At 40.0% G+C, this 13,840-nt stretch carries 8 protein-coding genes and 1 tRNA gene; all 9 read left to right on the forward strand.

All coding sequences use genetic code 11. The annotated features are described in order from the left end of the window. Nucleotides 1-34: 34 nt before the first annotated feature. The gene (locus tag LY28_RS13440) at nt 35-505 is read left to right on the forward strand and encodes a hypothetical protein (protein WP_110462703.1); all 471 of its coding nucleotides are present in this window, start codon (nt 35-37) and stop codon (nt 503-505) included. A gap of 15 nt (nt 506-520) precedes the next feature. Then, nucleotides 521-1,333: a glycyl-radical enzyme activating protein gene (locus LY28_RS13445; RefSeq protein WP_165835568.1), complete on the forward strand. Its 813-nt coding sequence runs from the start codon at nt 521-523 to the stop codon at nt 1,331-1,333. A gap of 24 nt (nt 1,334-1,357) precedes the next feature. Further along, entirely contained in the window at nt 1,358-2,995 is a 1,638-nt protein-coding gene (locus LY28_RS13450; RefSeq protein WP_110462705.1) for a CehA/McbA family metallohydrolase, read from the forward strand. 145 nt (nt 2,996-3,140) lie between these two features. Beyond that, entirely contained in the window at nt 3,141-4,349 is a 1,209-nt protein-coding gene (locus LY28_RS13455; protein ID WP_110462706.1) for an iron-containing alcohol dehydrogenase, read from the forward strand. A 491-nt stretch (nt 4,350-4,840) separates the two neighbouring features. After that, nucleotides 4,841-6,169 carry an SGNH/GDSL hydrolase family protein gene (locus tag LY28_RS13460; RefSeq protein ID WP_242981287.1) on the forward strand — a complete coding sequence of 443 codons (1,329 nt, stop codon included), beginning with the start codon at nt 4,841-4,843 and terminating at the stop codon, nt 6,167-6,169. A gap of 423 nt (nt 6,170-6,592) precedes the next feature. Beyond that, nucleotides 6,593-6,668, forward strand: a tRNA-Thr gene (locus LY28_RS13465). Nucleotides 6,669-7,378: 710 nt separating this feature from the next. Further along, a complete protein-coding gene (gene gltB, locus LY28_RS13470) occupies nt 7,379-11,935 on the forward strand; it encodes a glutamate synthase large subunit (protein WP_110462707.1) in 4,557 nt (1,518 codons plus the stop codon). 35 nt (nt 11,936-11,970) lie between these two features. Next, nucleotides 11,971-13,455: a glutamate synthase subunit beta gene (locus LY28_RS13475; RefSeq protein WP_110462708.1), complete on the forward strand. Its 1,485-nt coding sequence runs from the start codon at nt 11,971-11,973 to the stop codon at nt 13,453-13,455. Between the two features lie 231 nt (nt 13,456-13,686). Further along, nucleotides 13,687-13,840: transposase (locus LY28_RS13480; protein WP_207658080.1), on the forward strand; the 154-nt coding region annotated here is incomplete at its 3' end.

Here is a 13,840-nt window from a genome sequence, read left to right on the forward strand (position 1 = left end):
AATTAAATTTCGAGTTTTTTGAGGAGTGAAAAAATTGATACAGGAATTTTTAAATTTAATTTTATTTCGTACCTACAGGGCAAAAATTAAGCAGGAAGAGCTGGAAAAGCTTATACAGTCAGGTATAGCCGACGGATTTCTGGAGCTTTTGCTGAGCCTTATGTCATTGATGCTTTTAATAGATAAGGAATACAGTAAAAACATAGAGAATTTCAATGCAAAGTATGTTTTTACAAACCAATCAGGAGACATGTATGTGGCCGCAGAGTTTGAAGATAATATACTCAAGGTTTCAGAAAAGAAGCTTCAAAATCCTACATTTACACTGATTTTTAAAGATGAAAGGTCACTTTTTAAATTCCTGCTGTCAGGAGCGCCAGATGTATTAAATGCTTTATTAAATCAGGAAATTGATTTTATAGGCAATATCAATTATATAGGCAAGTTCGGCTTTATGTCCATGCATTTGCTTCTGCTGGCTACCGGAAGACTGTGTCCGGACTGAATGAGCGGATATGAATTGACTGACACACAAATACCGTTTATTTTTGATATTAAGAGAGGAAGTCTGGAGGACGGACCGGGGATTCGCTCAACGGTATTTTTTAAGGGATGCCCTTTAAGGTGTGTATGGTGTCACAATCCAGAAGCTTATTCGGCAGATAAACAGATGTCTTATGATAAAAAGCAGTGTATAGGCTGCGGAAGCTGTTTTAAATGCTGTCCTCAAAAAGCTGTTAAAATAAAAACAACAGCGGTGATTGCTTCGGATAAATGTACGGCATGCGGTATTTGTGCCGAAAAATGCCCTGCAAAAGCAATCAGGAAAATCGGCAGAAAATATATAGTAAAGGAACTTGTTGATTTGCTGTTAAAGGATAAGGAATATTATTATATCTCTGATGGGGGCGTGACCTTCAGCGGAGGCGAGCCTTTAATGCATATTGATTATCTGCATCAGGCGGTCAGGGAATTGAAGCTTTATTCAATTAAATGTGCGGTTCAGACCTGCGGGTATTTTGATTACAGTGCCTTTCAGGAAAAGATTCTGCCTTACTTGGATATTGTGTATTATGACATTAAAATATGGGATACAAAAGACCACAAGCAATTTACAAGTGTAAATAATGAAAAAATAATCACTAATTTTAAAAGGCTTATAAAAGAAAAAAATATTGAGGTAATTGCCAGAACACCGCAAATACCCGGTGTCACAGATACTAAAGAAAATATTGAGGAAATTAATGCTTTCCTGAAATCATATCAAATGCCGCCTTCAGTAATATTGCATTATAACAGCGGAGGTCAGCAGAAAAGAGAGAACCTTATTTAGTAGCTTTTAAGGGGGTACAGCCGGATGAAAAGATTTATTTCATTTATTCTAGGCCTGGCATTTACAAAAAATCAACTGAATAATTCCAGAGATTCAGATTTAAAGTCTAATTCCGATATCTGCAATGAAAGCGATAATCCGGAGCTTTCCCGCGGAGATATAGAGATATCAGTTATAGCACCGCCTGTAATATGCAAGGCAGAGTCCTTTCCTGTGATTGCGGCAGTAACCAATACAAGGTCTAAAGGCTCTGTTTACATAAGAAGTGCCAAGTGCAATTGGAATGAAAAGGAGTACAGAAAGGAACTGAGGGAAGAGCTTGAAGCAAGCGGCGATTCACTCAGAGCCGTTGAAGAATTAAGGAGCAGGACAGATTTACTGACCGACAGCGAACAAAGAAAATTAAAATCCCGGTATGAAAAGCTTAAAAAAGCTACAGAATATATCAGATTTAATTTGGACAAAGAAATGATTCAGGAGCTCAATGAAAAAGGTGTATTGGAATTGGTTCTGACCATAGAGGGAGATGGAGTAAGGGACAGAAAGGCAGTAAAAGGTTCAAAGAAAATTAAATTGCAGTGTAACAGAACCTTACAGAGGCTTCCGGCGGCACCCGGATTGAAAAAAGGAAATTGGTACTTCGGAGATACGCATTCACATTCTACATATACCTGGGATTATTACTTTGGTGACGGAATATATACAATTCAGGAGCTAAAGCCTCTCGCCAAGGCGGCAGGGCTGGATTGGCTTACTCTGACAGACCATGCCTACTGCCTGAATTCAAAAAAATTTGAAACTCAGAAGCATACTGTAACAGCTTTATCCGATAACAGCTTCGCATTTTTATACGGTGAGGAATTATCATGCGCGGAGCTTGTTAACAATTCAAAGTCACGTGATACATGCCATTGCAACGGAATATTGAATAATACCTTTGTTCCGTGTACAACAGATTTTTTCAGAAAGGCATCCTCGCCTGATTCCCAGCAGGGTATAAATAACCTCAGGCAAAATGGAGGCTTGGTTACAATCAACCATGCAAATTGGGGAAAAAGCATGACGGAGCCTTGGAATTTCGGAATAAATACCTATGCATACACACACGGGGAAACAGGCATGGAGATATTGAACGGAGGATGGGCTGACAATAACAAGGGCTCCACAACGAGATGGATTGACAAACGTCTGCTGCACGGGGAAAAGGTTTATCCCTTCGCAGGCAGCGATACGGAATCAAAAAATCATCTGGGAGAATGCTACACTGTTGTATATGCCGATAAATTGACTCATGAAAGCATCAAAGCCGGGTTAAGCAGGGGGCATCATTATGTCACAACCTATCCGGGGCTTGCATTCTGGGCAAGAAAAGCAGGAGCATCAGACTGGTCATGGATGGGGGATACTCTTGCGATTGGAAGCGGAACTGTGGAATTACAGCTTTCATATTGCAATACAACAAACGGCATGAATATATATGTCATAAAAGGGAAAACAGGCTGGACTCAGGAACAGCAGGTCTATTCCACAGCCGTCAATGCAGGGAAGGGCTTTATTACGGCTAAAATACCTGTTGAGAAGGAGTGCTATTTGAGAGCATATTGTGTGGAAGAGGATAAAAAAAGTCACAGGGCGTATACCACACCTATATGGTTTGAATAACCGTATAGGCGCAAACCTTATCAATAATATACGGCAGCATTTTCCGCCAAATTATATTTATTGAATTAATATTGAATGCTTGTATATAATAAAAATATATAATTAATATATAGTTTTAATAGACATATTATTTGGAGGATTCTATATGACACGTTTTACATTACCAAGAGATTTGTATCACGGAAAAGGATCTATTGAAGCCCTAAAGACTCTTGAAGGCAGTAAGGCTATGGTTTTGGTAGGCGGAGGCTCAATGAAAAGAAGCGGTTTTCTTGATAAAGCCGTAAATTTATTGAAAGAAGCCGGTATGGAAGTTGAGCTGTTTGAGGGAATAGAAGCGGATCCTTCTGTTGAGACTGTTATGAGGGGCGCTGAGGCAATGGACAAATTTAAGCCCGACTGGATTGTTGCTATGGGCGGAGGCTCTCCTATTGATGCTGCCAAAGCAATGTGGATTAAATATGAATATCCTGAAATTACTTTCGAGCAGATGTGCGTACCGTTCGGCCTGCCAAGGCTTCGTAAGAAAGCTCACTTCTGTGCAATTCCGACGACTTCCGGCACAGCTACGGAAGTAACTGCTTTTTCTATTATTACTGATTATCAGAAAGGTGTTAAGTTTCCTATAGCTGATTTTGAGATTACTCCTGATGTTGCCATTGTAGATTCTGATCTTGCGGCAACAATGCCGGCGACTCTGGTTGCTCATACGGGGATGGATGCTATGACACATGCAGTGGAAGCGTATGTTTCTACCGCAAATACTTCGTATACGGATCCCTTGGCTCTTCATGCCATAAAAATGATTTATGAGAATCTCATTGATTCATACAAAGGAGATTTATCAAAACGTGAAAAAATGCACGATGCGCAGTGTCTTGCCGGCATGGCATTTTCAAACGCATTGTTGGGTATCGTTCATTCAATGGCGCATAAAACAGGTGCGGCATTTAAAAACGGACATATTATTCACGGTGCCGCAAATGCAATGTACCTTCCAAAGGTTATAAAATATAACAGCAAGGATGCGGAAGCTGCCAAGCGTTATGCTGATATTGCGGATTTTATTAATCTCGGAGGCAATACGGCAGAAGAAAAGGTTGAGCTGCTTATAAAGATGCTTCGCAAGATGAATGATGATTTAAATATACCTCATTGCATTAAAAATTACGGTGATGGCGGTGCAGTTGCCGATAAAGGCATTATTCCGGAAGAGGAATTTCTTCAGAAGCTGCCTAAAATAGCAGAGCTTGCTATTTCAGATGCCTGCACAGGTTCAAATCCGCGTCAGCCGTCCCAGCAGGACATGGAAAAATTGTTGAAGTGCTGTTACTATGATTCCGAGGTTGACTAAAGTCAATTACGGTTCAAATCTTCGCAACGATATATCGTCTTTTCAGGCGAAATAAGCTTTTAAGCTTATTTTGAGCACAGTTTGGGTTTGAATTTGTTTTTACTTTAGGAGGCTTCAGCCTCCAACCCAAACTATCGACCGATTAAATCGGTTTTTAGCCGATAGTAATTGACTTTTAACATAAAATATCATATTGTTTTTATTTGTCGGTTTTACTTCCGATATTGATTATTGCTGGTGCAGCTCAAAAAGAGTTGCACCATTTTTGCATTTATGACAGGACAGTCCTTTAACTGACATTATTTGACTGCTTTATGCCGGGATTACTAACGAGGCTATTGTTTTTTTGCTGGTATAACTATACAATTAAGATAAATATCATCAAATTAAGGCAATTTTACACTGCAAAGTTATATAAAGGAGGGATGCTTTATTTTAATTAGCCGATAGTAATTGACTTTTAGTAAACCAAAAAGGAGAGGTTCGGAAAAATGATGAGTATAAAAAAAATCAAAAAAGCAGGGGTTTTTATTGCTGTATTTGTATTGCTTTTCACAGTGCTTTTTCCTATATCTGCCGTTAATGCCGCTTCGGTAATTTCAGCAGAAGCGGAGTCAGGAAGATTGTACGGTGATATTAATGAGGATCAGAGTGTTGATGCCCTTGACTTTGCATTATTTAAGAAATATTTATTAGATTCGTCTCAAACAGTGGAGTTTTTAGGGTATATGGACCTCAATCTGGATAACAGAATTGATGTTTTAGACTTTGCTGTTCTGAAAAGGTATCTTCTTGGTATTATCGACACCCTGCCTGAAGGTACAATACCTGCGGCTCCGGGTGTTCAATACATAGGACGTTTTGATACCAGTGACCCCGAAGGACCTAAATTTGCATGGAGTGCTTCAACAATCAAAGCCAATTTCACAGGTACAGGAATAAGTGCGAAGCTAAAATCCATAGGGGATAATTATTTCAATGTGATAATAGACGGTGCCGTTAAAGCTCCTATCAATACACCGGCCGGTTCTTCGGCGGCTTATATACTTGCATCCGGTCTTTCAAACGGAACACATACAGTCGAGCTGGTTAAAAGAACTGAAGCTTCTATTGGTGAAGTGCAATTTCTGGGCTTTACCGTTGCCGGCGGGAATCTGCTTGCTCCTGCTGATGCATCATCAAAACGCATAGAATTTATCGGGGATTCTATTACATGCGGCTATGGAAATGAAGGAACCACCCAGTATCAGAGCTTCACAAGCAAAAACGAAAATGCATATATGGCATATGGTGCAGTAACAGGAAGATTATTAGGTGCCGAGGTTACGACGGTATGCTGGTCGGGAAAGGGCGTTGTCCAGAATTACGGGGGAAATAAGGAGGACTTGATGCCTTCCCTTTATTCAAGGATATTGCCGTATGACAGTACAAAGGTGTGGGATTACACAAAATGGGTTCCGGATGTAGTTGTTATAAATCTCGGAACTAATGATATAAGCACAGTAGCTCTTGACGGAACAAGATTTACGGCTGAGTATTCTAAACTGGCAGACAAAATCCGCAGCCAGTATCCCGAGGCTCATATTTATTGTGCCGTTGGTCCTATGCTTTATGGAGAAACTCTGGAAAATATGAATAAGTATGTTGGAACGGTGGTTAACGACAAAAAAACTTCGGGGGATAATAAGGTGCACTTTATAGAATTTCCCCAGCAGGATCAGGCAAACGGTTACGGTGAAGACTGGCATCCTACTGTAAAGACTCATCAAATTATGGCTGACCAGCTGGCAGCACAGATTAAAAAGGATTTGGGATGGTAATTTAAAAAACTATGATATATAGTAAAAGAGTTCTAAGACTTGGAGGGGTTCATATATATTCAGGCTTAGAACTTTTTTATTTTGGAAATAAAATATGATAAATGCCGGCTGGCTAAGCAAATATTGATACTTTGGATACAGATTTTTTTTATGAAATTAAGGCGATTATAGCTGAAGTATTTGTAAATTTGCAATTTTGTATCTTTAAAATTGCAAAATGTATTGTTTTTTGCTTTTTATAGTGCTAAAATAATGTTCGTAGGATTGTTAATAAATATTGAGCTTTTACGGCGGGGTTTTAAGCTGTAATTGATTTTTATAACAGGGCTATATTTATGTATCGCTGATTTGTGATTGTGAAGGGGTTTTTAGTGAGGCTTTTTAAGAAGGGTGTTATACATTATTGTATTAAAACTTAAAGATGCTACTGTGGCGCAGTTGGTAGCGCAATTGATTCGTAATCAATAGGTCAGGGGTTCGAATCCCCTCAGTAGCTCCATGTAACACTTACTCTGTTAATCTGAATTTTTATTTTTTACCTTTATGAGAATAATGATTGACGATATGCTGCAAATTTCTATGGCCAATTGCTATAGTCTTGATACTGTCAACTGATAATTTGGTTTTTTGTACTGTTTTCGCATAAGTTCTTATAATTTCGGCAGTATAAAAAATTCAACTGCTAATAGTGCAGGTAACTTTTGCACCATTAAAATGTAAAGTATTTACATTTTAGGGTTTTAAATGAAAAAACATTTTGATAAGCTGTTTTGCTGATAAAGCCTTAATGATTTAAAATCAATTAGTTGTAGATTGCAGGATAAGTTAATAGTATATGCAATGTATTCTACAAACTAAAATTTCATAACTTATTGTAGAATTTTTTTATTCTGTACAAACATGAATCGGGTGACTTTTATCAGACAGCCGGCAGAACTAAAAGTATTGGCTTTGAGTAAGATATGGGAACGGATTAGGAGATTAAGAAATATTGTAAATGGGTAAATTACTACCGATTGATTTGGAATAAACATTAATAAAAGTATATATATTTTCAGTCAGCGGTATTGGCTTTAAAAGCTGGAGATGATTTAGTGTAAGGAGTTTAAAAGAAAGGGCTTTATAGGTTTCTGCTTTTGAATAATTTACATTATATAAAAACTTACCATTTGAAGAATTGGATTTTAAACTTACCTTAGGGGTGTGATTATGCAAAATTTTAACTTACCAAAAAAACAGGGTCTTTATGATCCGTCGCTGGAGCATGATGCTTGCGGTATGGGATTCGTAGTCAGTATAAAAGGTCAAAAGTCTCATGACATAGTTGAGGATGCATTGACTGTACTGGAGAACTTAAACCATAGGGGAGCGAGCGGAGCTGATGAAAACACAGGTGATGGAGCAGGAATAATGGTTCAGATACCTCATGATTTCTTCAAAAGAGAATGTGATGTGCTGGGCTTTGAGCTGCCTGAGAAAGGGAATTACGGTGTGGGCATGATTTTTGCGCACAGATATTCCGATTTCAGAAAAACACAAATAGAGGCCTTTGAAAGAATTGTCCAAGAGGAAGGACAGACAATTTTAGGCTGGAGAGAGGTACCAATCGATAAGAGCACAATCGGCGAAAGTGCAAAAGCAGTAATGCCAAGGTTTATTCAGGTATTTATCAAGAAGAGCCCGGATATAACTGATGAAAGGTCATTTGAAAGAAAACTTTATATAATAAGAAAAAGAGCAGAAAAGCTTATTGTTCCAATGTGTGAAGATAAGGGCGGAATTTTCTATATTGCAAGTCTTTCCTCCAAAACCATCGTTTATAAGGGAATGCTTACAGCCGAACAGCTCAGGAATTTCTATCTGGATCTCTCGGATCTTGATTTCACCTCGGCACTGGCTATGGTACATTCAAGATTCAGTACCAATACCTTTCCAAGCTGGGAAAGAGCACATCCAAACAGATATATTGTTCATAATGGCGAAATAAACACTATCAGAGGTAATGTAAACTGGATGAAGGCCAGACAGAAATGTATTGATTCAAATTTGTTTGATGATATTTCAAAGATTTATCCGATAATAGATGAATCGGGAAGTGACTCATCCATGTTTGACAACTGTCTTGAATTTATACATCTTACAGGCAGATCGCTTCCTCATGCGGTAATGATGATGATTCCTGAGCCGTGGGAAAAGAACAAGCTGATGTCTGATAAAAAGAGAGAATTTTACAGATTCCAGAATTTTTTGATGGAGCCATGGGATGGCCCTGCCGCCATGGCTTTTACCGACGGAGATGTCATCGGCGGTGTTCTTGACAGAAATGGTCTTCGTCCGTCAAGATATTATGTAACAAAGGATGACAAGGTTATTCTGGCTTCTGAAGTCGGAGTAGTTGATATAAAGCCTGAAAATGTAGAATATAAAGGCAGGCTGGAGCCCGGCAAGATGCTTCTTATAGATACCAAGGCGAAGCGAATTATATCGGATGAGGAAATAAAGCATGATGTTTCAAGTATGTATCCATATCAGGAATGGAACGAAAAGCATATTTTTAACCTCAGTGATATAGACACTCAGGCAGATGCACATGAGGAACCGGGTGCAAATATACTGCAGCAGCAAAAAGCCTTTGGATATACTTATGAAGATATTATGAAAATAATTCAGCCTATGGCTGCACAAGGCATTGATCCTGTAGGTGCTATGGGTATGGATACTCCTTTGGCAGTATTGTCGGAAAAGCCTCAGATGCTGTATCTGTATTTTAAACAGCTGTTTGCACAGGTTACAAATCCTCCTATCGACGGAATCAGAGAGGAAATAGTAACTTCGAGCAGCATTATGCTGGGAACTGCAGGAAACCTGCTTGAACCGGACAGGGATAAAACCGCAAGTATTTTCCTTGAGCATCCGATACTGACAAACGGTCAGCTTGCAGAAATCAAAAAGTTAAACAATGAATATTTCAAGACAGCCACTATATCTATTTTATATGAGGCGGCAAGCGGTGCAAGAGGTATGGAAAAGGCCTTGTCAAGAATCTTCAAGGAAGCGGCCAGAGCCATTAACGGGGGAGCAAATATCATTGTATTATCAGATAGGGGAGTAGATGAGGAATTTGCTGCTGTTCCGGCTCTTTTAGCTTCTTCGGGACTTCACCATCAGCTTATAAGAAAAGAAATCAGAACAAATGTTGGAATAGTGCTGGAATCAGGAGAGCCAAGAGAGGTACACCATTTTTGTGTACTTTTAGGCTACGGGGTAACAGCGGTAAATCCATACATGGCATATGAAACAATAAAGGAGCTTTCCGGTAAGGGATTACTCGGAGATGCATCATATAAAGACGGAATAAAGAATTATATTAAGGGCTCGGTTAAAGGTATACTCAAGGTATTAACGAAAATGGGCATATCAACAATAAGAAGCTATCATGGAGCTCAGATATTTGAGGCAGTAGGTCTTAAAAGAGATGTAATTGACAGGTATTTTACTTTGACTCCGTCAAGGCTTGAGGGTATAGGAATCGAAGAAATAGCTGAAGAAAATCAAATGAGGCATGAAAGTGCCTACAATAAAAACTCACCCTACACTGATACCCTTGAGGTGGGAGGTACATTCCAGTGCAAGGATGACGGGGAGCAGCATATATATAATCCAGAAACCATATATCTGCTTCAAAAGGCATGCAGAGAAGGCGATTACAAGCTGTTTAAGACTTTCTCCAATAAAATAAACGATGAAGAAATCATTACCTTAAGAAATTTACTTGAGTTCAACTATAATTTCTGTGATGCTATACCTATAGAAGACGTTGAACCGGTTGAATCCATTGTAAAAAGATTTAAGACAGGAGCTATGTCTTACGGCTCTATCAGTAAGGAAGCACATGAGTGCCTTGCTGTTGCCATGAACAGACTGGGAGGAAGAAGCAATACCGGTGAAGGCGGAGAGGATCCGGAAAGATTCAAGATATGTGAAAACGGTGATTCCAAAAAAAGTGCCATCAAGCAGGTAGCGTCCGGCCGTTTCGGTGTTACAAGCAATTATCTGGCAAATGCCAGTGAGATACAAATAAAAATGGCTCAGGGAGCAAAGCCTGGAGAAGGAGGACAGCTTCCGGGCAAAAAGGTATATCCGGCAATTGCAAAGGTGAGACATTCTACGCCGGGCGTGGATCTTATTTCGCCGCCTCCTCATCATGATATATATTCCATTGAGGATTTGGCAGAGCTTATACATGATTTGAAAAATGCCAACCGTGATGCGAGAATAAATGTCAAGCTGGTTTCTGAAGTAGGTGTCGGAACGATTGCCGCAGGTGTTGCAAAGGGCAAGGCAGATGTTATACTTGTCAGCGGCTATGACGGAGGAACAGGTGCTTCTCCTCTGACTAGCATTAAGAATGCAGGCCTTCCGTGGGAACTCGGCCTTTCGGAAACACATCAGACTTTGGTTCTGAACAGGCTCAGAGACAGGGTCGTTCTTGAAACAGACGGAAAGCTCTTAACAGGTAAGGATGTTGTTATAGCCGCAATGCTCGGAGCGGAAGAATTCGGATTTGCCACAACTCCCCTCATAGCTCTCGGATGTGTGATGATGAGAGTCTGCAATCTTAATACATGTCCTGTCGGTATAGCCACACAGGATGAAAGCCTGAGAAAGTGCTTTAAAGGAAAGCCCGAGTATGTTGAGAATTTCATGAGGTTTATTGCCGGTGAGATGCGTGAAATAATGGCAAAGTTAGGCTTCAGAACAATAAATGAAATGGTCGGACGTACAGACAGGCTTAAAACAAAAGATAATATTAAGCATTGGAAGGCTTCGCATATTGACATGTCTTCTGTTCTTTATCAGCCGTATGCCGGTTCTGATGTAGGCAGATATAATAAACAGATGCAGAATCATATGATGGATAAAACTCTGGGTATCAAAAAGATTCTCAGAATGTGTAAGCCTGCTCTTGAAAATAAAAAACCAATCAGAGCCAAGCTGAAAATTGAAAATGTTGACAGAGTTGTCGGTACGATTGTAGGAAGTGAAATATCAAAAAGATACGGTGAGGAAGGCCTGCCTGAGGATACAATAAAGCTTACCTTCGTGGGCTCCGCAGGTCAGAGCTTCGGAGCCTTTATACCAAAGGGCATGTCGCTTGAGCTTGAAGGTGATTCAAATGACTATATCGGAAAGGGCTTGTCCGGCGGAAAGATTATTGTATATCCTCCTAAGGTATCCGCCTTTGTACCCGAAAAGAATATTATAGTCGGAAATGTTGCCTTCTATGGTGCAACAGAGGGTGAGGCCTATATCAATGGTATTGCGGGAGAAAGATTCTGTGTCAGAAACAGCGGTATAAAAGCAGTTGTTGAAGGCGTAGGTGATCATGGGTGTGAATATATGACCGGAGGTAAAGTAGTGATTCTGGGCAAGACAGGAAGAAACTTTGCAGCGGGAATGTCAGGCGGTATTGCATATATACTTGACTTTGACGATATATATTGCAACAAATCCATGGTATTGCTGGAAAGGCTTGAGGATCAGCACGAAATAGATGAAATAAGGATAATGCTTGAGAAGCATGTTGAGTATACGGGCAGTCCGCTTGGAAGAAAGGTACTTGCAAATTTTACAGGCTATTTGCAGAGATTTACCAAGGTAATACCTAAGGACTACAAACAAATGCTTGAAAATATTGAAAGGGCTCATAAAGCCGGGCTTGTTGGTGATGAAGCCTTGATGGCGGCATTTGAAGGTGAAATCTGAAGTTAAAATGATTATATATTAAGGTGGGAATTACGATGGGAAAAGCTACCGGTTTTTTAGAGTATGAAAGAGTCAATCCGGAGAAACGATCTCCTGAAAAAAGAATATTGGATTGGAATGAAATACGGCTTCCTCAGGATGAAGAGGCTGTAAGAGTACAGGCAGCCAGATGCATGAACTGCGGAATTCCTTTCTGCCACGGCGGTGTTTTGCTGAGTGGTATGGCGGCAGGCTGTCCTGTAAAGAACCTTATTCCTGAATGGAATGATCTTGTATATAAGGGACAGTGGAAGGAAGCCTACAAAAGGCTTATAAGGACAAATCCTTTCCCTGAGTTTACGGGAAGAGTATGTCCTGCACCATGTGAAGGCTCATGTACCGAGGGCTATAATATGGAGTCGGTTACAATACATGATTTGGAATATGAGATTATAGAGAAGGCTTTTTCAGAAGGCTGGGTTGAAATAAAAAAAGCGGAGAAAACAGGTAAGAAGGTCGCCGTTGTGGGTTCCGGGCCTTCCGGATTATCTGCCGCATATTTCCTTAATCTTGTAGGTCATGAGGTGACTGTATATGAGAGAAGTGACAGAGCAGGAGGTCTTCTTGTTTACGGCATACCAAATATGAAGCTTGACAAGGGGATTCTGGAAAGACGCCTTGAGCTGATGAAAGCAGCAGGAATAAAATTTATATTAAATACTGAAGTGGGCAAGGATGTTATGGCTCAGGAATTAATTGACAAATACGATGCAGTTGTATTATGCGGGGGAGCAACCAAGGCAAGGGGACTTGAGGTTGAGGGAAAAGACCTCAAGGGAGTTTACTTTGCGGTGGACTTTTTAAAAGCGAATACAAAGAGCTTGCTTGATTCAAAGCTTGAGGATGGTAATTATATCAGTGCGAAGGATAAAAATGTTATAATTATCGGCGGCGGAGATACGGGTACAGACTGTGTCGCCACCTCTATAAGACATGGCTGCGGCAGCGTTTACCAGTTTGAAATAATGCCGGAGCCACCTCATGAAAGAGTTGAAAAAACAAACCCCTGGCCTGAGTGGCCCAAAAAGCTCAAGGTTGACTATGGTCAGGAAGAGGCAATCAGCCTGACAGGAAAGGACCCTAGGAATTACCTTATTTCAACGAAGAAAATTGCCGGAAATGATAAGGGTGAGGTAAAGGAAGTCCACACTGTAGAGATTACCTGGGGCAAGGATTCAAAAGGAAGGTTTGTCCCTATGGAGGTACCCGGAAGCGAAAAGGTGTGGAAGGCAGATATTGTTCTTTTGGCTATGGGTTTTTTGGGACCTGAGGATACTATTCCGAATGAACTCAAGCTCGAAAGAGATATGAGAAGTAATATAAAAGCAGAATATGAAGTTTTTGAGACAAATGTAGAAAAGGTTTTCACAGCCGGTGACATGAGAAGAGGCCAGAGTCTTGTTGTATGGGCTATTCAGGAAGGAAAGCTTGCGGCTGGGGAGGTTGATAAATACCTGACGGGTAAAACAGTAATTAAATAACAGCATTTGAAAAACAAAAGCTCCTTGAACCGGAATGGCTTCGAGGAGCTTTTTGTTTATGGGCTTTAGCCTGTTGAGCATAAGGCAAGTTTCTCGGCAGAGAAATGAGCCATGCGAAACAATAAACCACCCGCTATGCGGGTGCGCGACAGAAGTTATACAAAAAAATCACCTTTTCGTTAAAATAGAGTTGTTCAAGCTACTAAATTAACGAGAGGAAAGGTGATTTTAATGGCAAATAAGGAACACAGCTTAGCTCACACAAAATGGATGTGTAAATATCATATAGTGTTCACTCCAAAGTATAGACGAAAGGCGATATATAATCAATACAAACAGAGTATCAGAGAAATTTTGATACAATTATGTAGCTACAAAGGAGTAG

This window comes from Ruminiclostridium sufflavum DSM 19573 (assembly GCF_003208175.1).
In the GTDB taxonomy this organism is placed as follows: Bacteria; Bacillota; Clostridia; order Acetivibrionales; family DSM-1351; genus Ruminiclostridium; species Ruminiclostridium sufflavum.

Excerpts from the sequence above, each read along its gene's own strand:
- gltB (WP_110462707.1), top strand. The coding sequence starts at position 7,379 with ATGCAAAATTTTAACTTACCAAAAAAACAGGGTCTTTATGATCCGTCG.
- LY28_RS13475 (WP_110462708.1), top strand. The coding sequence starts at position 11,971 with ATGGGAAAAGCTACCGGTTTTTTAGAGTATGAAAGAGTCAATCCGGAG.
- LY28_RS13455 (WP_110462706.1), top strand. The coding sequence starts at position 3,141 with ATGACACGTTTTACATTACCAAGAGATTTGTATCACGGAAAAGGATCT.
- LY28_RS13450 (WP_110462705.1), top strand. The coding sequence starts at position 1,358 with ATGAAAAGATTTATTTCATTTATTCTAGGCCTGGCATTTACAAAAAAT.
- LY28_RS13460 (WP_242981287.1), top strand. The coding sequence starts at position 4,841 with ATGATGAGTATAAAAAAAATCAAAAAAGCAGGGGTTTTTATTGCTGTA.